Genomic DNA, 24,170 nt, shown 5'->3' with positions numbered 1-24,170 from the left:
GCGATGGTTCTACCTTTCATTCTTTATCTCTATCTTTGCGAAAGATCAGTATTTGATTCGCGCACGAACCGTGTAATCTCTTTCGATCAGAGGAGCGACGAAAAAGTTGTTGAGCCCGTATTGGAGTGCGCCTGGGTTGTTGAGATCGATCTTTGCGCCTCGGATTCTCTGTTGGGTTTTGTCTTGCGAAACCCAAGTAGCAAATCCGATTCCGTTATTCACAACCGAAGTCGGATTGAATTGAATTCCTTCATTCGTTGTGCTTAATTGAAATTCTTTCGGACCGTCCACAGTGAAGGTGCTCAGATCGCTGATTCTTCCCCAAATGGTCTTTTTGGTTCCGTTTGTTTGATCCCAAGTGGTAAGAATTTTATTACCCGCTAAGATCGAAGATCCAGGTTTTCTCATATCCGCGCTTGCAATACCGAGATTGAGGGAACCCGGATAAAGAAGCTGGGAGGTTTGCAGATTGATTGCCTTCAAACGAATGTCTTTCACGTTCATTCGATATGTTAAAAGACTCGTATCACCGAATGTCGAAAGTTTCAGAAAATCAACTCCCCCTGATTCTAAGATTATGCTGTCGGTTCCGAGTAGATTTGAATTTGTCATATCGATTCCCCTACCCAATACAACTCCGTCGTTTCGACGCCAAACCAGCATTCCTTTGGCATTCGTAACTCCTACTTGTAAGAAATCCGTTGGGCGGGTGGTTTCATTCAACACCATTTTTTTCGATCCGATAATCGTCGCAGTATTTAAATCATAGACCGCGCTCTCAATCATATGCACTTCCGAATTCCTATGTTGATAAATCCAACCTATAACGGCTTGGTTGTTATCGTTTACATCGATAGCGGGTGTTACATTATAATAGGATATTTGATCATGTTGGTGCGTGAAAATATCCCAGACGCTTTCTTGCGTGGAATATACTCCGACGTTGAAACTGGAATTGATTGTAGCGCCCGTATCCAATCGAATTACTTTTGCATCGACCCTATAATTTCTTACGTCGTACCAAAGACAAGCGCCGCCTATCGCACAGACAGCTGCATATGTCGGATCCTGACTTGTTGTAGTATAAAGTTCAGACCAAACGATCATTGCTCGGTTATTTCCGATACCGATGTCAATGATAGAATCAAAATTATTTTTAGGAAATGGTGTGTAACGGTTTCCAAGGAACATTTCAGATACGAGAGTTCCGAACGTTGCGATATCTCGGATTGAAACATACAAACTTTGACCATTTTCCCAAACAATGACTGCTTTTCCGTTCTTTGCCTTAACCACATATTTCCCCGAAGTAGGGGCTGTAATCGTCGGGTTGATCGTAAACGGATTTCCGAGCGGTTGCCCGGTGCTGATCGCATAATATCTTCCTAATATGGTTGATCCTTGTCTCCAGACTGAAAGTGCGACATCTCCGTAACTAACGGTAGTCACATCACCCAAAGTCGGAGCATTGACGTCCGCACTCACGGTAAAATCCGTATTCGCACTTTCTAAACGGTACGTTTTTCCGGTTAAAGCGGTAAGACGAGAAAGGCCATTGTAAAGAAAATTCGTAAAATCTCCTCCATCGGCCCAAGAATTCCATAGGGCGACGCCTTCGTTATAGACTCCCATCCAGTTGATAGCATTCATATCGGGACTAAATCCTAAACAGGAAGCGGGATGAAACGGATTGGTAGAGCAACTCACGGAAGAGCTTTGTAAGAATGGGCGATACTGAACCTGATCGAAAGCGGTCGAATTGAAAGACGATGCCACAAAGTTATTCCAATCCGTGAGAAATCCTGTATCGTAAATCAGTTTTACATCCGGTGCGGTCAGGGTTCCAGAGATATAAAGAGGAGTGGTTTTTTGTGCGTTTGTCAAAACTGCGTTCTCTAACTGCACATCAAATGATCCGTCGCTCTGTGGAGAGAATACTTGGAGAATTCGATACGAAGAAGGATCTCCTTGAATGTAAAGTCGATCGCCCACGTTCGTGGGACCGTAAGAATTTGCGATCCGTATGGTGGTTGTTCCGGAGACAATCGGTAGGCCCGCTTCTCCTCTCATTTTTCTGACTTGAGAAAAGTGAAGAGGCCATACTGTTTTACGGTACGCGTTATTCAATGAAGGCCGAATATACAATTTTACTAAACTGATGGCGGGATCCACGTTCGCGCTGAGCGTAGGTAACTGGACGCAAAGATTGTATACTTGGTTGATGAAGTCGAGTGTCGTTCCACAATTTTTGAGTTTATACGGATCGCTCGTACTCAGGTCTTTTACTACATGAAACCAATCCGTGCGAGTTCCGCCGAATCCCATGCTGATTTCGAAATCGGCCGCTTGATTGATATTGTATCGATCTGTGGTTGTTTGTGGATTGTAATTGAAGTTTGTAAAATACTGATAAGTACCGGTGTCAGCGCTCGTACCAAAATTTGGATTTAAGTATTTCGTTTTATTTAATTGTATTTTTAATTCGATTTTTTCCCCAAATCCAACTTCTCCTAAGAAAAGCGAATTTGTGTCGGGATAATAAGGATGATTCCCTAAGGATTTAATATCCCATTGAGTATTAAAGGGATATCCGTTTCCTGTTTCCAAAGGATTTGTACCGAACTTTTGTTCAGCTTTAATAAAATCTTTGAAGGAAATGTAAACGATATCATAAAAATCGCCCGGCCAAATAATGGAATCCAAGCTTTTTAACATGTAAGCTGCTGATTGTCCTCTTTGAGGATCAAACCTTCGCGCTACATTTGAATCCTTCCAATAAGAATTGGGGCTAAAAAATCTTCCTTTAGAAAAGACTGCCCAGACACCGGATCTTTCCTTTTGGTCGTCTGTCCATTGGCTGTATGGTATTTGTATGCAGGCCGTTCTGGATATTCCGTCGCTTCCGACGCTCGTTTCCATATTACAGGGAAGCGATGTTTGAACTGCCCCGAAGGATTTTATCCCTTTAATGTGAACTCTAGATTCCGCTAGCGTCGGAGCCACTTCTGTAAAATCTAATACATAATCCCCGAATTCTATATTATTTCCTGAACAAGCAATTCTCTCTAACGCTTTTTTTAACGAGATGCCGGGAACAAACGTATCAGTGCTTTGAGTATTACAAGGATTTGATACGTTTGGAGTATCAAATGCGGCTACTCTGAACATCTCACGCACGTTTGGGGCAAAGAGTTTGAGTAAGGCGGTTCTTCCCTTTGCATTCTCTTCAATAATCTTAAGATTGTTTCCCGAAAAGTTAAGAAGGTTGGATTTATAATTAGAATCGGGAACATGAGTCATCGCGTAATCCACGATCATAATTTTCGGAGTATACCCGGCCGCGATTGCTTTTTCCACTTCTGCGGTATTCAAATTTGTTAATTCGACAACATAAGGACCGAAATCTGAACCTCCATAAACCTCTACTTCAAAAAGACTGTAATCATCGTTCCTAAGGCGAAACGATGATATCGGTACAAGTTCTCCGGCCGGGGTTTCGAACATCAATGAACAAAGAATGTTTGAGATTTTTACTGGCATATTGACGGACAGATTTTTGATATAAAGCGCCGCTCTCACTATGCCGGCATTCGGTTCAACAATCGATGTTTCGTTGATTCTTGCGGATTTGTCTAAGCGATATTTTCTTGCTTTATTGGTAGAGGTATCCGATTTTAAATTCCAAGCATCTCTATCTAAATTATTTTTGAAAGGTTTCGTATCCCATTTGGTAACGGTCTCGGAATAACCGTTTTTTTTACCCCAACTGTTGGAAGCGCTATCGCTTACATTAAAACCGGTGCTGTATAAACCCAAAATGTAACTTTGATTCATTCCGAAACTATGCGACGCAGATGTCGAAGTCGTATCTTCATCTTGTTTGCTGTATGAATCTTGGAACTGAACGGTTCTTTCATTCAACTCATTCTGATGAATTTTTTCAGAGCCTTCGTTTTTAGAAGCTTCGAAATCATTCGAATTGATTTCACTTACGATCTGATCGCTTTGATTGCTGGAATTCTTAAGAATTTGGATCTTTAACGTAACAGGCGGAGCGATCGTCGTTTCAATCTGCGGATAATCGGCGACCCAAACGTTGGACAACGTTTCATTCTGATTTAGAATCCCGTCTCCATCAAAGTCGTTTACGATCGTTGTTCCGGTTGGATCGATCGTTCCCATCAACGCCGTAGCCGCTACAGGTTTACCCGGAGGAAGATTGAAGAGTCCGCTCACGGGCGTGATTGGGGCAGAGGAGGAAGAACCTGGTTTTACCGGAACTCCTTCTTGGTTCACTTGTGTTTTCATTTGTTCCGCTACTAACCAAGTCGCGGCAGCGAGATCAACGTTATCCATGGTTCCTTGATCTTTACCGAACCAGCCGCAAGTAAATAATAATGGAAAAACTAAAAATACAATTCCATAAAACCGAATCTTACTGAATATCCAACTACTCTGAAACATGACCCACCTCTTCATTTTAGCTTTTGTTTTTAAAATCATGAAATCCGCATGTTATCTAAATGGATGCAAACTTAGCACGTTATACATCTTCGTTTAACAAAATAGACGCAATTCGTTCAAAATACAAAAGTTCAGTTCGACTATGAAAAAAATGAACGCTATTGTGGCGCTAGAAAAACTTGAAAAAAATATTTTTTTGGCTTAAGGATGGTTTGTTAAACGAAATTGTATTCGGATTCAATTGATTTTTCATCGAATCAAGGGTGTTATTTAAAATTAGTTTAAACAGTCATTATATTCTATATTTTTGAACTAATATAGTTCGAAAGGGCGCAACGAGAATTTATTTATAAATCGCAAATGATTTTAATGAATGAAAATAAAAACAACTAAGGCGCAATAAATAAAAGAAACTTGGAAATTATAAATCGGAAGGATTCTCAAGTGATGAATTTTGAGTGAGTTTATTGCCATCCATGCGTTTATTTTTGAGTAAGGTTGGATCGGCGGTCTACTTTATTGCCTTTTTGAAATAGAGAGTGGATCTTACGGTTGAATGAGGCTTTAGGTATATTACTGTTTTATGGTTAAGATTGCCGAGCCTTGCGGTTCTAGGGTTCTGAATGAAACTATTTCGCCTTTCTTTTCGTTAAGCAATCAAACATTTCAGTTTTTGAATTGACGCTGTGCCTTCCCTTAAAAAACGATTTTTTCAAAAGGAGAATTTAGTTTTTAATGACGACTAACGTTCGTAAATACGGAATGATTTTTGCTTTCATTTTGATCGCACTGTTTAACGTAACAAACTGTGTTACTGCATTGGGTAATGTGACGATTACAGGAAAGAATTACCCGCCTCTTGCCGAAACGGATCCTATCGACGTAATAATGAGGGCGGTTCCCGATTATAGAGTAGAACAAATCGGAATCGTAGAAGTTCGTTGCGGTCAGTTGAATCACTGTATCGAATATGTTAAGGGAAAGGCGAGAGAAAGTGGAGCGGATGTGATTATTCTCGCGGAATCCGGGAGCGTAACTTCGGTCAATTATCATGCCGGAACTCAGGCTGGTAATACTTCCACACCGGGACGTCTTTCGTCCAACACCCATCAAGTTCAAACTTGGGAACTTGCAAAAAAGATAAAGCCCGCGGCACCTTCACCCGCTTCTAAGGGCAAAAAGTCGGTTTCGGACGAAGTTTAAATAGTTCGAATACAATGGATCACTTATGAAAGTTTTTTCTAAGTGATCCGCGCACCGTAAAAAACATTCTTCTCGGTCGATTCTTTTTCAGTCCTTCGTATTTGGTCCGACAAACGACTTCTTGTTAAAAATTGCTTGAAAGAAAGCAGAACTTTGTCGATCCCCCGTCAACGGGCCGCACAAAGGTAGAAACGAATTTTGTGATAAAGTCGTCCGTTCGCTTCGGATAATAAAGAATATTCTTTTATTCTAATGTCGGATTGATTCTTTCGAAAACTCAAACGTATTCCAGCAGATAGTTCTTTCCTTTTAAATGACTCGGAAAGAAGATCGGGAATTTTTTTCCGGTTTTCGCACGGGATCTGCGATACGATTTGGATGAGTTCCAAAAGGTTTCGTATTCGGAATCCAAGCGAAACAGAAGTTTTTCCCAAAAAATAAAATGGGAGTCCACGAATTCCTGACGAATGTCTTTCGCTCGCAACGTCAACGGACATTTGCCGGTGAATTCTTTCATGAAAACTAAACCGATCAAAACCCCTCTCGTATCCAAGTAAGGTTCCAGCGGAAAGGTTCTGCAGCTGATGGAACGATTGTCTCTTTCACAAAATTGAATTCCTTTGCATTCGCAAAAGAGCGTTTCTTTGGAATCGTATTCCGCGAGCATCTTTTTGTCGACTTCCGTTTCGGGTTTCCACACTTTCCAGAGATCGGTTCTTTTTTTCAACATGGAGAATTCGGATCGATACAAGGTCGGAACTGCGTTATCCGCAATGCAGCAGAACGGAACTCCGTCGTTGTCGGGCTTACACAATTCTCCGCAATCAAAGTTCGTTAATTCTTCTTGAAGAAGGGAATAGTAGTAGGAGATTTCCTCTTCGGCGAGATGTTTCGGATCGTTCTTTTTCGGTGATGTTTTCAATGGATAGGTTCCCGACGTTTTTCGATTCTGTTCTTCTTCGGCGACAGGATCTTACGAAAGACCGCGTATCCCGAAAAGAGAATTCCCGCAGAACAAAGAATTCCCCACTTTCTGTAGAACAACTCGACGCCGGGCGAGAGAAAACCATTTTTCTGAGCCAAGGCCATTAAAAGGGCGAAAATCGTTAAGAGCGAAAATGCGCTTAAAAAGAATAACACAGTGATCCGAAGATTCTTCAACGTATTTTCCAAATCCTTTTTGAATTCTAAAAATCGTGAGTAGAATTCTCTGGTTTCTTCCCCTTCGGATAACTTTTGCACGTTATAAAACGATTCGAATTCTTCCGGAATCTTGGTCGTGTCCAAAAGTAGGAACTCATAGTCCAGGGTCTTATCGTATTCTTCTCTGGATTTGGGGGAACTGAGTATGAGATAAGCCCGTGTTCCTTCTTCCCGGTCCAATTCTCGGGAAGGATTCCATGGATCGGATTCCAGTTTTTCCAAATAATCCCGGTATGCGGTCTCGATTTTTCTCAGGTCGGAATTCCGAGAAACATCCAAAAGCCTATAATAATCCGGTTTGGTATTCACTGCCATAGGGCTCTTCCTATCTATGGAAAACCCCTTTACAGCCCGTCCTGCAAGCAGAAATTCAGTCCTATGAGCGTTCTGGAACTGGAAAAAAAGGCAGGAAAAGTCTATATCGAGACCTACGGCTGCCAGATGAATGAATATGATTCCGGTATTGTATCCAGTTTGATGAAAGACGCTGAATATTCCTCCTCCGTTGACCCCGAGGATTCCGACATCATCTTCTTAAATACCTGCGCGATCCGCGAAAACGCCCACGCAAAGATCTACAACCGTCTTCAATCTCTCGGTTATCTGAAAAAAAGGAATCCGAATCTCGTGATCGGCGTCCTCGGTTGTATGGCTCAGAATCTCGGAGACGATTTGTTCCATCAGGAACTTCCTCTAGACTTGGTCGTAGGACCGGACAATTACAGAAGTCTTCCCGAACTCATTCAAAGAATTCGAGGCGGTGAAAATTCCATCGCTCTCACCCGTCTTTCCAAGATCGAAACCTACGACGAAATCGAACCGAGGGTCGTCAACGGAATCCAAGCCTTCGTGACGATCATGAGAGGTTGCAATAATTTCTGCACTTTTTGTGTCGTACCTTATACGCGGGGAAGAGAACGCAGCCGCGATCCGAAAAGTATCGTGCGCGAAGTGCAGGATCTTGCGGAAAAGGGAATCCGTCAGGTAACGCTTCTTGGACAAAACGTAAATTCCTACAAAGAACAAGGAACCGACTTTGCCGGTCTGATCAAAATGCTTCTCGATGAAACGACCATCGAAAGAATCCGTTTTACTTCTCCGCACCCGAAGGATTTTCCGGTGCATCTCCTTCGGTTGATGGCGGAGAATCCCCGTTTTTGTCCGAACATTCATCTTCCTCTGCAAGCGGGAAACACGAGAGTTTTGGAAGAGATGAAACGTTCTTATTCCAAGGAAGAATTTTTGGATGTCGTCAAAGAAATCCGCAGCATCGTTCCCGATGTGGGAATTACGACCGATATCATCGTAGGATTTCCGAACGAAACCGACGAAGAATTCGAAGACACTCTCGCGGTCGTTCGCGAAGTTCAGTTCGACATGGCGTTCATGTTCAAGTATTCCGAGCGCGAAGGAACGATGGCGCAGAGAAAACTTCCGGACAACGTTCCCGAAGAAACGAAGTCCGCTCGGCTAACCAAACTCGTAGACTTACAAACTTCGATTTCTCACGAACAAAACCGCGCTCGTATCGGAAGAGTATATTCCATTTTGGTTGAGAACACTTCGCGTAAGTCGGAAAAACAACTCTGCGGAAGAACTCCTTGCGGAAGAATGACCGTGTTTCCCCTTCCGGAAGGAAAGAACGCGGCCGATCTAATCGGTACTACGGTTTCCGTTCAAATCGAGAGCGCGACCAGCGCGACTCTGAAAGGAAGGATCCTTGCTTGAAGAGTGGCGACAATCGGAAAAAGGCGTCCGCTAAGAAGTCCGCACGCGCGTCTTCGGGCCCGTCTGATTCTCAAAACGCCGAGTCGAAGTCAAAAAAATCTTCGTTGAACCAAAAGACTTCCTCTTCTCGAAAGAACACGGATTCTTCTTCTACGAAAAAAAACGCAAAGTTCGAAAGCGATCCATTCGATGCGCGGGAGAATTCTCCCTCTAAAAAGGGCGGTGCGCGTTCGGGTTCCGAATCGACGGCCGCATCCGATCGCGCGGGTTCCGGTTCCGGCGGAGCTTCGACGACTTCTTCGAGAGTTTCGAATTCGGGTAAGGATTTAAGGACCGTTCGTCTGAGTAGCGTCGAAGATCTTCCGCCGGACTTCAAGGTTCACACCGATAAACGTAAATTTTATATGATCATTCCGATCCTGGATCGGTATATCTTGAAGGAGATTCTTTCTCCGTTTTTGGTCGCGCTCGCGTTTTTCACCATGGTTTATATGGTTCTCGCGCTTCAAAAGATGATCGGTCTTTTTGTGGGGAAGGGGGTCGATCCTCTTCGTCTTCTGGATTACTTCGGTTATCTTCTCGCCAATACGCTTCCGATGACGATCCCCATGGCTTGTTTGATGAGCGGGATCATGGCCGCGGGAAGACTTTCCGGGGATTCGGAAATCACCGCGATCCGATCGGCGGGCGTAAGTTTTCCTCGAATCTATATTAACTTTCTTGCATTCGGTTTCGTGATGGCCCTGACGGTCGGATATCTGAACTTCTATCTTTCTCCCGAAAATACGAGAAAGATGAACGAGTTCAACAAATGGGTGCTCGCGTACAATCCTCTTCTCGCGATTACGCCCGGTCAATTCAGCGGAGATAAAACCCAAGACCTGTTTGAAAAACGCGCCCGCACGATGTACACGGAAGGAATGAATTCCGACACGGGCGAACTTCGAGGAGTTCAGATCCGGGAATGGGAAATCTTTCTCGAAGGAAACGAATACTTTCATATCGGCGGAAAGATGATTCCTATGGGCGGCTCGAGAATCATCCAAATCATCAACGCGGGCAAGGGAAACCTCGTAGAAAAACAAGGGCCGGACGGGGATTATGAAAAATCCATCCGTCTCAAAGACGGTTGGATCTTGGAATGGAGCGACGATCGTAAAAGTTTTTCCGTAACCGACTTTCGTAACGGAGAAATGGATTACAACATTCCCAAAGGAAAGGAAAAGAAAACTCTCGAGTTGAACGTGAAACCCGAAACCTTCTCCATGCCCGTGCTCTTTCAGATTCGCAACAACATGGAAAGCGAAGGTCTTGAAAAGATTCCCGGTTTGGAAACTCTCAAAGAGATGGGAGTCGAGATAAAAGGTTTAGTTGGACTAAAGCAAATGGTGGAGCAGATGAAGATCGATCTCGCCATGGGTGCTGCCAACGGAACTCTTACACCCGATCAGATGACTCAATCGTATTCGGTTTTAACGCAGCTGATGGCTTTGATGCAACAAGGGAAGAAAGTTTTAACGGATTTTAATGTGGAAATTCACAGAAGAATCGCGATGCCGATTTCCTGTCTGATTTTCTTCTTCATTTCATTCCCTCTGGGACTTGTGGTAAAGCGTTCCGGAAAAGGAATGAGTTTTACGCTTGCAGTCGTTTTCCTAATGATCTACTTTACATTTTTTACCCTGGGAAGTACGATTTCCTACAATGATAAGGTTCCGGATTGGATCGGTCCTTGGAGTGCGAACATACTTATCGCCCTTTTGAGTATCAATATCATGATCAAAAGAACCGATATGGATTTACCGAAACCCGTTCAAAAGGTTCTGGATAAGATCTCCGATCAAAAAGAAAAATTGACAGAGAGATTAGAAAGTTTAAATATATGGGGAAAAATAAAAAAGATCACGAAAAGAGGTTCCTGACCCGGGAAAATCCGCTGGTTAGTGTTACAATAAATACGATGAGTCAAAAAAACGCGATCATTTGGCATCTCACTTCAGGAAAGGAATTCCCGATTCAAATCTGGAAGCACCCTCGTGTAAACATCGAGCTGAGCAAGGTGTCACTCGACGGACTCGGGGCGATCGACCTTATGAAGGCCGATATTCATATTTTCTTTCTTTCCGTGAGTTTGCAGGAATGGAATCAAATCCGCGAATTCATCCGTAAATTCGAACTTCATCCCTATGTCAGTTTAATCATGGTTTATTCGGACGACGCCGAAAAGATCAACGGAATCGTTCCCGAAAGCGGTAAAATCGAAGTCCTCGAACATCCTGTTCATCCTAGAAATTTAAGACTCATTCTGGATAGAACGATCCAATCCGAATTTTATAAACTCGCCGCGAACGAAATCGGAAATAGTTGTCTGACCAATATCGGATTTTTCGAGGGAGTGTTCGAACTGGCCCAAAAGGAATACAAGGACGCAACCAAAGCGAACGAAGCCTTACAAGCCATTTTGGAATTCGAATCTAAGGTCAAAAAGAACAACGAAGAAATCAACAAGGCTCTCGAAAGAGTCAACGAACTCAAGAACAAGGAATTGCTCGCGTTGCACGAACGACTGAAGGTTTCCGAAATTCTCGATTCGATGAAAACGCAGGAATTGAAGGATGCGTTGGATTTCAAAAAGGCGACCGAACAAGCTCTGAACTATTCCCATATCGAAGAGATTCAACTCGATAAGATTCTCGAGGCGCAGGATCGCCTGTTCGCTTATACGGAAAAAGAGATCAAGGATCTGATCGAAGAAAACCGCAGTCTGAAAAAACGTCTCGGAATCTAATCAACCGCCGCGCTCCGCGTAAACGATTCGAATTTTGAAACCGGCATTTGCCGTGTTTGAAAATTCGATTTCGTTTAATCTTTAAAAAGTTCTCTGGAGAATTCCTTATAATCCGGAGAGTTCTTCCCGAACTTATACTCCGCATACAACAAACCGTGTTTCTTCCGGAGAATATCGTATTTCTCCCGAGCTTGATCGTCCCGATTCTTTTTGGAAAGACGATAGGCCCGTTCGTAACAGTTCGCGAGAAAACCCTGAGCCTCCGCATCTTCGTAATACTTGTTCCCGATTTGGATGTATCTTTCCAAAAGATCCATCGCTTGCATAAAATTTTTGAGAGCGAGTTGATGCTTGATGTATTCACGATAAATCCCGGCTTGCAATTCGCGGAACTGATCGCCATCTCTCACCTTCTCGTTCTGAATTTTTTCCAAAGAATATATCGCAGCGACGAGAAGATGAATCGCGTCCGACCTTGACTTGTTTAAGTCCCTTGCAAGAGCGCGTTCGAAATTCTCGCGTCGATTTTGTTTCTGCCAATCGTAACGATCCGCTTCGAACGTCCGTTGATCGAATTCTTTTCGTTTTGCGTCGGCGAGATCGCTCGATTTGCGAAAACGATCCACGGAACTTAAGAAACCTTCTTTTGCTTTTTCAAAAAGACTTTTGGAATTCTCCTCGCTTGCGTCTCCCAAAAGATCGATGTCCTCGAAGGGGAGAACGTCCTTTCCCCAATTTGAATCGCCGCTCGTGCCGTCGGGGATGAGAATCTCGATCTTCTTTTCGTTCGACGTTTGTCCGCTTTGCGGAGTCAAGGGAGAATGGAGAATAAAAAATGAAATCGTAAAGCACGCGAATCGAAAGTAAAACGAGGAAGGGTTCATTCGGATTATGCTCGAAACAAAGACGAACACGAAGAAACGCCGGTCCGACTTTGAAAAAAAATATCTTAGGTCAATTTAGGATTGGTCGCAGATGCCCGTCATCAAAAAATTAGATTGAAATCAACGAGAAAGAGTAACGAAGAATGAAAGAAGTTTCGGTTCCCGCGACAAAAAGAATCGCACTCGTCGCACACGACAATCGCAAAGAGGATTTGGTCGCATGGGTCAAAACCCATCGTGAGATATTATCCAGACATCATCTATTCGGAACGGGGACGACCGGAAAATTGATAAACGAAGAGGCCGAATTGCCCGTATATCGATTTCTTTCGGGACCGTTAGGAGGGGATCAGCAAATCGGGGCGAAAATCGCGGAAGGGGATTTGGATATCGTGATCTTCTTTTGGGACCCTTTGACCGCGCAGCCGCACGACCCGGATGTAAAAGCACTCTTAAGAATTGCAGTACTTTATAATATACCCATGGCTTGCAATCGATCGACCGCGGATTACATGATCAGTTCTCCCCAGTTCATCACATCGTATCAGAAAGTTCTGATGGACTACGGCACGAGAATTCGCAGGGATTAAACGAAGACGAATTTTGAATCGAGACGATTTTGCCCAAATACGAAATTTGCATCGGAATTTATTCGCATAATGCGAACGCTTTTGTTTGCATGAATCTCGTTTCGGATGTCTTGCATTAAATCGTAGTCTAATGCGATGAGAAAACCTTTTTTTGCTTTGATAAAGAGCGTTTAAAGCAAGAATTTTTTTGAATTCTTGTCGGGACAAAAAGAAATAGCGTTTATTTTGGAAGCGAAGACCGGTTTTGATTTCTATTTTTGCAGTAGTTCCTACAGATTTTGTCGTATTCCGTAGTTCCGACTTTTATAAAAGTGTTGTTCCCGGCTTTCTTGTATGAGTTCCTACACATGTTTACCGGTAAAATAAGCAACGATGAGATCGATTCTTAGTATTTTTAAAAAGATTCCCGGCAAAATTCTTCCCTTGCAGTTTTCGAAAGAAGCGGTCGCGGCGATCCGAGCGCATTTGGCGCATCGCCCGGAATCCGCGTTCCAGGTAAGAATCGAAAGGAAGGGAAAACATTCCAACGTTCAGGTCGGATACGATCGTAAGAAAAACATAAAAACCGCATATTCTTATCCGATTCCCGTCGAAATCGAAGCGGACGACGAGGTTTGTCTGGAAGGATCTCGGATGGAATGGGACGCGGAAGCCCGGGAATTTCGGATTCATCCGGATGTGGATTTGGATCTGGAATACGGAATTCTTTTCAACCGATTTACGATCCACGTCAATCGAAACACGTTCAAAAGCGATTCCGCTCGAATCTATCAAAAACAGTCCGATTATCCGACTTGGTTTCCGATCGAACCGGAAAGATTCATTCTTTCTAAAACGAAAATCCAAGGAAGAGTCTGGACTTTCGATTTGAAAGAACGATACGACGCCGAGGAAATTCTCAGATTGGAGCAGGGAATTGCCGAAGAGATTTTGGATTATTTCAGCGAGTTTCCGCGACTTCGCGATTGAGGTTTAAAGTTAACGATAAATTCGATCGTCTTCGGAAGATTCTGTTTCGTCTAACGTTTCCAGAGGACTCGATCGCCTTCGGAGATAGTTTTGAGTCCGTTGTTCCCGTTGTCCGGAACGGCTCTCGAAAGAAAGTAATCCGTTTCTACGATCGTAGCCTCTCCCGATTTCCCGGCGGTGTTGTAGATCTGGACCTTACTTCCTTTTTTTAAGCCGTCGAGAGTTCCCACATTGAGAATGATGTCTTCGTCTTTCACCTTTAAGACGGAACCGGAAGGCGGAATCGCCGCGAGAATTTTAGAAGCCGATCTTGCGGCCGCTTCGGGAAGAAAATCTCTTCCTTTCGCAAAAACGCGGAACGTTGAAAGAACTTTTTCGTGTTTCGAGTCCTTGATCGTCCAATCGATGTTTAAAGAATGATTTTCGTATTTTAGGGAACCGTAAATTAGGAATCTCGGTTTGATCCCGTTCTTGGCCGAATCCTTCACTTTCAAAAAGGTTGTTTCGTTATAAGGCACGATCCCCGTATATGCCTCCGAATTGATGTCGAAAGAACTTGGATTGTTTCGTGCCGTTTCCAAAACCCCGGAAAGGGCGATCGTAGGATTTAACGAAAGAATTTTCCGCACGGAAGAGGAAACTAAAAGCGCGAGATCGGGATAATCTCCTAAATAGGATTTGTCCGAAAGATCGAACATCAAAAGAACGGGCGGAGTTCTTCCGTAATTTTCCGAAAGATTGTCTCCGGTGATTTCCACCAAACCTTCTTTATATGCGATCGATTGTTTCATCGAACCTAAAAGATTCTCGATTTCGTACTGATACTTTTCGTTTTCCGGATATTTCTTTCTTAAAAATAAAAGAAGGTTCAAATATCGAGGGAAGAATGATGTTCGTTTGTATTCGGACAAGGTTTGAAACTGAACTTCGGGTTGCGCGGGAATCAATTCTCTCGCAGTCGCAAGATGATGGGACGCCATATCGTATAGAAGAGAATTTTTCGCGGATCGAAACCGCTGCATTCTGTAATCACCGAGTTTTCTTCGGAAAGAATGATTCTCGGGAAAATGATTCAGCGCCGCCGACTCCGCTTTTTGTCTCGAGACGGAATCTAAATCATCTAATTTTAATATTTCAACGAGGTCGTTTTTGAGCGCGTCTTTTAGGTTAGAATCTTTGTTCGCTTCTTTCTCTTCCGCAAACGCTTTGAGATACAGATAAGAAGGATTTTGAGGATATAAAGAAACGAGCTTTCGGGCGAGCGTAACCGCAGATGAATGGTCGCCTTGCCAAATTCGGATTCTTACGAGCGAATCGATCGCTTCCTCGAAATCCGGATACAGAGAAATCGCTCTTTCGAGTTTTTCGGAGGCCATCTCGAGCTTTTGTTTTCTTTCCTGGTGCGAACTTTTTTCGGACCAATCGATCAACAAAGAAGCCATATTAAAAAATAACTCCGGATCATCGGAGGAAGACGCGAGGACCGAGTTCCAAAGATGATAGGATTTGGAAAAGTTTCCCGTTTTACCGTTTACTTTCGCTTCCAAGATTTGAACTTCTTTCGAGCTTTGAAATTTTGTGCGCGAGGCTTCCAGCTTTTTCAGAGCGGATTCGTAACTTCCCATTTCCAGGAGGATTTGGATTTGGACGGGGGCTAAGACCGGATCGAACGGATCCGTTTCGAGAGACGGCTTCAGAAGCTTTAGAGAATTCTGATATTCTTTCTTGCGAACGTAAGCGAGGGCGGCTCCTTTGATTGCGGTCTTATTTTCCGGTTCGAGAGCGAGCGCTTTGTTATACGCTTCGAAGGATTCGTTATACTTATGCAGATGTTTTGCCGCTTCCGCCAATCCGAGGAGCGACCGAACGGACATCGAGTTCGCTCTCGATGCTTCGGAAAAAGATTGATATGCTGCGGCGTAATTTCTGTCTTTGAGAAAGGATTCTCCCTCTTGTATCTTTCGAATCGTTTCCTGCGATGAAATCGGTCTTAAGCAAAGTAGGATTGCTAAGAAGATTAAGGAGCGTTTTTGAATAAGGTCGAATTTCATTTTGTGAAGAATCCCGCTTCCGCTTTTCCTGAAGTGTTTCTGAAATTCGCTTCGACTGTCAGCGGAATATAGAAATCTTTTTTGTCAGCATCCATTCTGCTTTTGAAGGATACAATATATCTGCGGTCTTTATGTGTTAGAAAAGAATCATAGAGATTTTTTTCTAATCCTTCTCCCGGAACTAAGATGTATTTGCCGCCGGTCGATGCAGCGATCGTTTTGTAGGTTTCTACGGCCGGTCCGTTATCCGACAAGGATAGAAAATAAACCGGGATGGAGTGGGCTTTGGAGTAACGGATGATCTTTTCCGGAGAAATCTGCGTAAACGAGTCTGCGTGCGAATTTCCGGAAACCAAAATCAAAACGATCCGAGGACCGAGCCGGTCAAGTAGGTCGGATATCCCTCTGTAAATCGCCTTGCCGGTTTTCGAGGAGCTTTCGCTCGGAGAGGTTCTTAAGATTCGAAAGATTTCATGCATTGAGTAGTTGAAATCGGAAGCTTTGATGAGTTCCGACCCTGAACGGAGAACTTCAACGCCGTCGTATTGTCTCAAGGAGGTCAGAAGAGGTTTGAGCGATTTTTCGAATACAGGATAGGCCGCTTTTACTTCGGGAGTGTTCTCATAAACGAGGGAGACTGAAATTCGATTGTTGAATTGCTGCATATCGGCGAGCCCGATCAAGGGGGCCAAGTTGCCGTACTCGTAAACACGGAAAGAGTTCCTCGGTATTGCTTTGATGTCCCGGCCGGATCGATCACGGACTCGCATAAATACGGAAATATCCGGATATTCTCTGTTTAAAACCTTTTCAACTACGATGTCCAGGTTGGAAGACATCTGGTTGGAGGGGCTGAAAATCTCGACTCGATGGCGGTTGAAATCGGCAATATAATGAGTCCCGGTGTAATCGAATGCAGAAGAGAATGGTTGGTTTAACTTTCGAACCATATTCTTCGAATCTCGGAATGAATCGAGGGCTTTCCAAGTATTTTCGAGAGTGTTGTAGATGATGAGTCCCGACTTTTCATCCGAGATATAAAGTTCGTTCTTTCGAATCGTGAGATTTCGAGGTGACGATAATGTATTCGGGTTTGTAATTTCTCGAAGAAAGTTTCCTTCCGCATCGAATACTGCGATTCTTGAATTTCCGCGATCGGCTACGTAGATTTCTCCTTTGGAATTTACTTTGAGTCCGGATGGATTTCGCAGAATTCCGACTCCAATTTCCTGAATAAATGTGCCGTCCGTTTTTAGTTTTTGAACGCGATTGTTTCCGGAGTCAGAAACATACAGAAATCCGCTTTTTGTTAAAAATATTCCCGTCGGACCGTGAAATTCACCGTTCCCTTTTCCGGATATTCCGAAGCGATTTCTATATTCACCCCGTGTATTGAATTCATAGATCTTGTCAGACTTAAAATCAGCTACGAAAATCGAGGTTCCTCTCAAAGAGAAGAATAGAGGACCCGATAAATTCCGACCTAAGGATCCTTTGAAGTTATCAACGGGATTGCCATTGGGATCAAATTTTACTATATTCGCTGTATCAAAAGAGAGAACGTAGAGAAATCCATCATCGTCAATTGCTACGTCGGATGGATTTCGAAACCGAAAACGCCGAAGGTCGTCGCCTATAATTGCAGAGTAGTAACGAGGGGCAGAATCTTGGCTGCCACCAGCGAGGTTGATTCTGAGAGCATCGAGTCTTGCTTTTTGAATTTGATTTAGGCCGGTCGTACCCTCGATTTGTTCTAATTCCGACATGCTCTCTGGCCAATCACCGGACAAGTAGTAAGAATTGGAAAGTAAGAGTCTTGCTAAAGTAAAATCCGATTTAATAGAGAGTGCCTTTAAAAAGTTCTCCCGAGCGGAAGAATATCGAGAATTATTAAAATACGAAAAACCTCTCGAAAACTGGGTTCGAGCTTCTTTTTCTTGGATAGAAAAATTTGGAAGTCCGTCGGAATTCAACGTGAAAGTAATGAAAAGGAGGGGCAATAAAATTAAGAATCGATAGAAATACATAATTAGTCCGGAATTGAACCCCGATCTCTCTATGAGGGCCAAAAAGAGACATAATTTCAAGAATTTTTTAATCAAAGGAATTAATTACAGAAACCGAAGCGACGAGTTTGAAACTCGGAAATTCTAATCGTTAAAAGGAAGGGGTCGGAATTCCTGAATCGCGAAATTGTTTTTTAAAATCGATTTGTTCTCGTTGCTCGGAATCGGCCGAAAGGGGAGCGAAGTTCTCAGAAGAGAAGGTGATTCGATATTCTGAATCAGGTTCTGAAAGCTATTATTTTCAGGATGAACATGATGCAACTTCCAATTTTCGTTACGTTTATACCATGTTTCCCGCTTTGCACGATTCTGCGAGAGCTCGGTCCTCGTTTCGCGAAGAAGAAAATCTAAGATAAGAATATATTTTCTAAATCTCTTTTCTATATGATTTAACTCTTCCAAAGAGGTTTCCATTTCCTTATAAATATCGGATTATCCCGATAAAAAATCTGAAAATTATGCACTGTTCAACTCGAAATTTTTTCCTCGCACAAGTTTCTTCAAAATGAATTTTCGATTGGAAATAATCGTGAAATAAAAGTGCAAAGGACCGATTTCAATTTTTGTTAATTTTATGAGTTCCTCCCTTAAATTTTTACTTTGAGAATCGTCTTCTATATCCAAATCGACTAATCGAGAAAAAAATTTACACACCGATATTCCGAAGTAAAAACCGGCGAACTTGGCCTCATACCAATCTTGATGATCAGGACGGAAGGAATATCGAATCAATTGTAGATGTTTTGATTGATAGAGAGTTTTTCTAAAAGCAGTATCTGAAAACTTTGAAAAAAGATTTTCCTTCTGAAATTTAACAATTAAAAAATGAAAATAATTTCTTAGATTCTTGTGTTTCTTTATTTGTTTTAATACGTGACTTTCTAAATGCAGCGGAATCAATAAATCCGAGGGGCCCATGTTACGGTGTGATTGACCTTTATATTCGGTGAAACTTCTGATCGTTTGCTCTTGCATCGTAATCTCCATGCCATTTACGGTTCCGGAGAATTCTGGAAGAGTTACTCAAGCAAAAAAAATTAAGAAAAAGAATTCATAACGGCTAAGTGTGCTTCAACGGATTCTGACAATGCGGTTAAGTCGTAACCCCCTTCTAAGAAAGATAAAACTTTTCCTTGGCAGATTTTGTTGGCGCTTTCAAGTGTGATTCGAGTTAATTCCTCAAAGCCAGTTGTCGTAATATTCATACCTCCAAGGGGGTCATCTTTATGAGCGTCAAATCCGGCTGATATTAAGAGGATATCTGGTTCATAACTTTCTATTGTCGGAATTACTATTTCTTTGAATTTTCGAACGTAAGTTTGATTGTCTGAATTCGCTTGCATTGGAATATTTTTCGTTACACCAACACCAGGACCCTCGCCCATCTCGGACAATGAACCCGTCATCGGATAGAATGGGAACTGATGTATAGATAGGTAGTAAACTGTTGGATCTCTATAAAAGATTTCCTGAGTTCCATTTCCATGATGAACGTCCCAGTCGAGAATGAATATTTTTTTAAAACCGTTCTTCTGTAGGTAACGAGCTGCGATAGCAACATTGTTTAACATGCAAAATCCCATAATACGATTATGTTCTGCATGGTGTCCGGGAGGTCTTAAAAGAGAGAAACCATTTCGAATTTGACCGGAGATGATTGCATCGGCCAGGGCCAGGCCCGAATTTGCTGCCGAATATGCAGCAAGCCACGATTTTTCCGTGAATGGAGTATCGGAATCAAAGTATCCTCTCCGTTCTTTGGAATCTTCAATTTTTTGCAAGTGATAACTTGAATGAACTTCCTTTAGAAGGTCTTGAGGAAAGCCTTTCATTTCCGGCCTGAATAGAGAAGAAAAATAGCTGGTTTGATGCAATCGATTCAAGCATGCAAGAAGTCGGTCTGAATTCTCGAAATGTGAAATTCGAGGTCCTGAATTATGCTGCAGAAAATCTTCTGAAAAGATAAAACCCGTAGACATCACGCCTCCTAACCCTTTGCAAATGACATTTAAGTCATTTTTCGATATAACATTTCAAAAAGAATTTGATTATCAATCCGAATTCCAAACAGTTTCTTTTAGTTCGCCGGATTGAACTCCGACATTTAGTAAAGAACTGAAAAATATCTTTGAACTTTCCGAACATTTAAAACCTGTGAAAACGATTATTCCTTTTATATTTCTATTTTTCTTCTGGACTCCATCTTTATTTTCTGACTTCGATCTGCCTTTTCCAAAAAGGAATAATAAAAAACAAATACCGGAAGTGACTTTCCGCGAAACTATTGATTTAGAAGTCGGATCTACGCGAATTGAAAAGAAAAAAGTTGAAGATTCGAACGCTACGAATTCGGAAAGACTCCCAACTTCCGAGATATTATCAAAATCAAAAATCCGAAAGCCAGAACCGGATTTAAGAGCGAAGGTGGAAGTCGGAATCCCCCAGCAAAATGTCGAGAATTCGGTTAGAAACCCTGAGCCAAGAGCAATTTTGAGCGCTAAAGTTCCTGAATTCTCTCGGGGAATTTATATATCCCAAAGGACTTTAAAGAAGGAAAAGGAATTTCGGGACTTAAGAAGAAAAGGTAAAGAACATGGCGTGAATTTGCTTGTGATTGATGTGCAACCGTCGGCACCTTCCAAACGGGTTTTAGAAGGATTGGTCGAAGAGGGCTTCTATCCGGTTGCAAGAGTTGTTAATTTTGACGGAGGACTCCCGACCGAAAAACCCTCTAATCAAAGGATTACTTCTATTCTTAAATCAATTCGATCCGCCTGCGAATCCGGATTTCCGGAAATTCAATTAGATTACATTCGATATGCCGACAATCTTCAATTAAAATTAACATACGAGACGCGTTATAAGAATATCTCAGGCATTATAAAAGACATAAGAAATGAAACACTCAAATGCGAAAATCTTCCTTATATAGGAGCAGATATTTTTGGTCGGATCCCATTCAATCAGAACGATATGATCGGTCAGAAAGTGGAAGTCTTTGCACAAGTAGTCGATGTCATTTATCCTATGTTGTACCCTTCCCATTTTTATGGGATGCCTGCTCGCATCAAAGATCCTTATCAAACCGTTTATGACGGAACTCTTCTTACATTAAAACGATCGTTAAAGACGACACGCGTTATCCCATATATCCAAGGATTTAACATGTCCGTTGGAAAGTCGGGACTCACACTTCCCGATTATATTAAGGCACAAGTAAAAGCGTCGTACGATAGCGGCGGCCATGGGTTTGTGGTCTGGAATGCCTGGAATGATTACGAATCAACTTTCCAGGCCTTGAAGGATTACGATAAAGAGACAAAAAAGGACTAGTTATAAACCTTTAAAAACTGGTTTCCGTTTCTGTTCGATCGCCTTGATGGTTTCTTTAAAGTCCGCGGATATAAAGTTCCTTGCTTGAGATTCAGCTTCTTTTTTTAGAGCGGCTTCCAGTTTATCTTTGTCGTAAGTATTCTTTTTCAATTCAGCGAGCGCCAAAGGAGCGCTTTCGGATAAGGCGATCGCGATTTCTGTTGCTCTTCCCAGGACTTCTTTTTGAGGAACGGAATCGTTGCAAAGTCCAAGTCGGAACGCCTCTTCTCCGTTTAACGTTTCGGCCAAAAATAAAAGCCTGTTTGCGATATGAGTTCCGAACAATTCTTTAACGATATAACTGGAACCCATTCCAGGATGAATTCCGAGTTTTACAAAGTTGAATTGATATTTTGATTCGTTGGCAAATACGCGAATGTCGCACGCAAAAGCCAGAGAAAATCCGGCTCCGATTGCGTGACCGTTGGCCGCGCAGATAACCGGGATATCCAATCTTCTTACCGATAAAAATAGATTATAAAATTCGAACATAGTTTTCTTGTTCGTCTCGTAATCTTTTGTTGAGAAGGACTTAAGCAGTTCGAAATTTCCGCCCGCGGAAAAAATGTTATTTTTTCCGGTCAGAATGACAACTCTCGGCTTGTGTTTTTCCGAGGTTTCAATCAATCCATCGATGATCTTTTTGAATTCCAGTCCCATTTCGCGAGTCATAGAATTTCTAGTTTCCGGGTTGTTGAGGCTTAAAGTCAGGATTTTGTTTCCTGAACCCAGGTCGATTGTGTCTTGATCTATGAATCCCATTAAACTGCTTTTTTCTCCAAATCAAAACTTTCATACCAGATTCGATCGGATACGGTCAACGGTTTTTCTCCGATTCCCATCTGCGTATAATACTCGAGCAGTGTTTCTAAATGAACGGCTTCTTCATCTTCTAAGGTCCAAAAGGAAGAATCAATTGATTTCGAGATCAACGCTTGTCCTCTTACTGAATCTTGAAAATATTCCGGTTTTCCGGAGAAGATTAGGTGGGCTGATATTAAGTCGAAACGAATCGTTTCCATGATTTTTTTAAAATCGGCTTCGTTTTTTTCGAAATATCGGGAAGCGATTTCGGTTTGAAAGTAGTCGCCCCAAGTCAAAATGTCCGGTTCTACTCCGGTTTTCACTTTGATCTCTGCAAGTTTCTCCTCTTCTAAGAACGGAGTAACGGCAAATCTATCAACGAGTTCCTTTAGAGAGATCAAATCCAGGATTTTTCCGGCTGATAGCTTTCCCTGTTTCATCATATCGAACAATTCCGGGTTGAGTTCCGACTTTCTTGTATCCATACATTCTTTTTCGGGTTAATTCCAAACCTTCAGCGGGATTTTTTTTGGAGATTTCCGTTTCTCGATATTGTTCGTTACAAGGATCGCGACAAACTTCCGTTTAAAAAGTCGGATCTCCGTGTGCTTCTCCGATTCACAGAAAGAATGTCGAATCACGATTCATTCTCTTTTTTCTCGATCTTATGTCTCATAAGTTAACGCGACTGAATTCCGACTTCCCCCGAACCGATATTTACTATACACTTCTCCCTTACGCAAAAACGAAACAATGGCAGTCGGAAGATCGGACAGTTTACAGGAACTTATCACCATCCTCGAAACGATGTTTGGCGAAACGATCATCGGAACCGACATCAATCTCGTAAAACATCTATTCTACTATCTCAAGGCGGACGATGTGGAGTTTCCGTTCGACTACGACGGGCAAAGGTTTTTTGCCATCGTAGAGGACATCGAAGAAACCAGCGTAAAGCTGAGGATCCCCGGAGCGACACAAGGCTTGACCCTCCGCGCAAAAATCAGTTTTGAAATTATGAATATTCTCTATCAATTCGAGGTCGTAATTCTCGAATTTTTGGACGATTCCATCATACAAATCCGAATTCCGTCGGAATTACAGGCCGCATCCTTTCGAAAGAACGTCCGCGTCGCGGTGGACGACCTTTTCATGAACTACGTGATACTTTTCCGCTCTTTGACCGGAGGAGGTAGGGAGATCGGCCGGAATATTCAAGTGGAACAGAGATTCAACAATCTGATGCGGGAAATCAAAAAGGACAATCCGGATCTGAGACTAATCAATATTATGATATCCGAATATATTTCCACCGTATCCAGGGAATACGAAATCGTGTTCTTTTCGCAGGATCGGGAGGAAACGTTTTTGGATTCCTTTATCAAAAGGAACGACCGTCCGGTTTTTATACCGGACACTTCTCTGATCATAAATTATATCAAAGAAAACGCGACTTCTCCGGTAGGGAATTACAGGGAAGAATACATACGGATGGTGTTGGAAAGCGGTCAGGACTACGCCGATAAATTTTTCAGGGAACTTCAAAAGAAGGAAATCCGCGAATTCGTGATTTCCTATCTCGTTCTTCCGATTCGGCTGTTCAACGACGTGATCGGTTATATCCGGGTTTATACTTCCGCGATGGACCGTTATTCGATCACTCCTTCCCAAGTCGGATATCTGATCGAACTCTCGGAAATTTTCAGTTACTCGATGACAAAGATTTTTATCCGAGAGGATAATTATAGGAATGCAAAAGCCGGAACGAGGGTCGTGGATATCAGTATTAACGGACTTTTATTCGAGATCGACGAGCGGAGAATTTTTCAGTATTTAAAAAAACATAATATTATAAAAATCTTCATTCCCGTTTCAGAACGAACTTTGATTCTTCGGGGAGAAGTGGTTCGATATATCACCGTGGAAGAAGGTAAATATCATCTCGGAGTGAACTTTTTCGATTCCAATCCGGACGACATGCTCATTCTTCAGAAGTATATCTTTACCAGAACGCGTAAGATTCTTTCGGAATAAACGAATCGGCACTA

The 24,170-nt window shown here is 42.5% G+C and carries 18 protein-coding genes; 8 read left to right on the top strand and 10 right to left on the bottom strand.

What is annotated here, in order from left to right:
- Positions 1-45: 45 nt before the first annotated feature.
- On the bottom strand, positions 46-4,464 hold the full coding sequence (locus LFX25_RS13830; RefSeq protein ID WP_238730760.1) for an LIC12048 family lipoprotein: 4,419 nt from the start codon (positions 4,462-4,464) through the stop codon (positions 46-48).
- A gap of 735 nt (positions 4,465-5,199) precedes the next feature.
- On the opposite strand from LFX25_RS13830, the gene LFX25_RS13825 reads away from it, so the two are divergent.
- Complete coding sequence (locus LFX25_RS13825; RefSeq protein ID WP_406600501.1) at positions 5,200-5,667, top strand: LA_1841 family salt-regulated protein; 468 nt, start codon at positions 5,200-5,202, stop codon at positions 5,665-5,667.
- A 277-nt stretch (positions 5,668-5,944) separates the two neighbouring features.
- Here the strand turns inward: LFX25_RS13825 and LFX25_RS13820 are convergent, their stop codons facing one another.
- Positions 5,945-6,589, bottom strand: a complete 645-nt coding sequence (locus tag LFX25_RS13820) for a hypothetical protein (RefSeq protein WP_238730759.1) — start codon at positions 6,587-6,589, stop codon at positions 5,945-5,947.
- Complete coding sequence (locus LFX25_RS13815; protein ID WP_238730758.1) at positions 6,586-7,185, bottom strand: J domain-containing protein; 600 nt, start codon at positions 7,183-7,185, stop codon at positions 6,586-6,588. Before LFX25_RS13815 ends, LFX25_RS13820 begins: the two co-directional genes overlap by 4 nt.
- Before the next feature lie 63 nt (positions 7,186-7,248).
- Between LFX25_RS13815 and miaB the strand changes: the two genes are divergently transcribed.
- The 3 genes from miaB to LFX25_RS13800 are packed head-to-tail and all read left to right on the top strand — an operon-like array spanning position 7,249 to position 11,386.
- Positions 7,249-8,598 carry a tRNA (N6-isopentenyl adenosine(37)-C2)-methylthiotransferase MiaB gene (gene miaB, locus LFX25_RS13810; protein ID WP_238730757.1) on the top strand — a complete coding sequence of 450 codons (1,350 nt, stop codon included), beginning with the start codon at positions 7,249-7,251 and terminating at the stop codon, positions 8,596-8,598.
- On the top strand, positions 8,595-10,520 hold the full coding sequence (locus tag LFX25_RS13805) for an LptF/LptG family permease (protein WP_238730756.1): 1,926 nt from the start codon (positions 8,595-8,597) through the stop codon (positions 10,518-10,520). The genes miaB and LFX25_RS13805 overlap by 4 nt, the downstream gene beginning before the upstream one ends.
- 38 nt (positions 10,521-10,558) lie before the next feature.
- Complete coding sequence (locus LFX25_RS13800) at positions 10,559-11,386, top strand: hypothetical protein (protein ID WP_238730755.1); 828 nt, start codon at positions 10,559-10,561, stop codon at positions 11,384-11,386.
- 74 nt (positions 11,387-11,460) lie between these two features.
- Here LFX25_RS13800 and LFX25_RS13795 read toward each other — a convergent pair whose 3' ends face one another.
- Positions 11,461-12,270, bottom strand: coding sequence for an FcpA-related putative periplasmic flagellar protein (locus LFX25_RS13795; RefSeq protein WP_238730754.1), 810 nt, complete (start codon positions 12,268-12,270; stop codon positions 11,461-11,463).
- Between the two features lie 143 nt (positions 12,271-12,413).
- Here LFX25_RS13795 and LFX25_RS13790 point away from each other — a divergent pair, with 143 nt between their 5' ends.
- Positions 12,414-12,860, top strand: a complete 447-nt coding sequence (locus tag LFX25_RS13790) for a methylglyoxal synthase (RefSeq protein WP_238730753.1) — start codon at positions 12,414-12,416, stop codon at positions 12,858-12,860.
- Between the two features lie 372 nt (positions 12,861-13,232).
- On the top strand, positions 13,233-13,829 hold the full coding sequence (locus LFX25_RS13785) for a hypothetical protein (protein ID WP_238730752.1): 597 nt from the start codon (positions 13,233-13,235) through the stop codon (positions 13,827-13,829).
- A 50-nt stretch (positions 13,830-13,879) separates the two neighbouring features.
- On the opposite strand, the gene LFX25_RS13780 is transcribed toward LFX25_RS13785, so the two are convergent.
- The 4 genes from LFX25_RS13780 to LFX25_RS13765 all read right to left on the bottom strand — a co-directional run bounded on the left by LFX25_RS13780 (position 13,880) and on the right by LFX25_RS13765 (position 19,925).
- Complete coding sequence (locus LFX25_RS13780; protein WP_238730751.1) at positions 13,880-15,880, bottom strand: tetratricopeptide repeat protein; 2,001 nt, start codon at positions 15,878-15,880, stop codon at positions 13,880-13,882.
- Positions 15,877-17,907: an NHL repeat-containing protein gene (locus LFX25_RS13775; RefSeq protein WP_238730750.1), complete on the bottom strand. Its 2,031-nt coding sequence runs from the start codon at positions 17,905-17,907 to the stop codon at positions 15,877-15,879. Before LFX25_RS13775 ends, LFX25_RS13780 begins: the two co-directional genes overlap by 4 nt.
- Positions 17,908-18,402: 495 nt before the next feature.
- Positions 18,403-18,921, bottom strand: coding sequence for a DUF1564 family protein (locus tag LFX25_RS13770; protein ID WP_238730749.1), 519 nt, complete (start codon positions 18,919-18,921; stop codon positions 18,403-18,405).
- A gap of 62 nt (positions 18,922-18,983) precedes the next feature.
- Entirely contained in the window at positions 18,984-19,925 is a 942-nt protein-coding gene (locus LFX25_RS13765; protein ID WP_238730748.1) for a histone deacetylase family protein, read from the bottom strand.
- 175 nt (positions 19,926-20,100) lie between these two features.
- Between LFX25_RS13765 and LFX25_RS13760 the strand changes: the two genes are divergently transcribed.
- Positions 20,101-21,279 (top strand): putative glycoside hydrolase, encoded by a 1,179-nt coding sequence (locus LFX25_RS13760; RefSeq protein ID WP_238730747.1) that lies wholly within the window; start codon positions 20,101-20,103, stop codon positions 21,277-21,279.
- Here the strand turns inward: LFX25_RS13760 and LFX25_RS13755 are convergent, their stop codons facing one another.
- The gene (locus tag LFX25_RS13755) at positions 21,280-22,080 is read right to left on the bottom strand and encodes an enoyl-CoA hydratase/isomerase family protein (protein ID WP_238730746.1); all 801 of its coding nucleotides are present in this window, start codon (positions 22,078-22,080) and stop codon (positions 21,280-21,282) included.
- Positions 22,080-22,607, bottom strand: a complete 528-nt coding sequence (locus tag LFX25_RS13750; RefSeq protein ID WP_238730745.1) for a hypothetical protein — start codon at positions 22,605-22,607, stop codon at positions 22,080-22,082. Before LFX25_RS13750 ends, LFX25_RS13755 begins: the two co-directional genes overlap by 1 nt.
- Before the next feature lie 268 nt (positions 22,608-22,875).
- Here LFX25_RS13750 and LFX25_RS13745 point away from each other — a divergent pair, with 268 nt between their 5' ends.
- Positions 22,876-24,156 carry a DUF1577 domain-containing protein gene (locus tag LFX25_RS13745; protein ID WP_238730744.1) on the top strand — a complete coding sequence of 427 codons (1,281 nt, stop codon included), beginning with the start codon at positions 22,876-22,878 and terminating at the stop codon, positions 24,154-24,156.
- The last annotated feature ends 14 nt before the right edge of the window (positions 24,157-24,170 follow it).

The sequence above is a fragment of the Leptospira sanjuanensis genome, from assembly GCF_022267325.1.
Taxonomy (GTDB): Bacteria; Spirochaetota; Leptospiria; order Leptospirales; family Leptospiraceae; genus Leptospira; species Leptospira sanjuanensis.
Note: the sequence above shows the minus strand (reverse complement) of the source record. Positions and strands in the feature narration are given on the sequence as shown.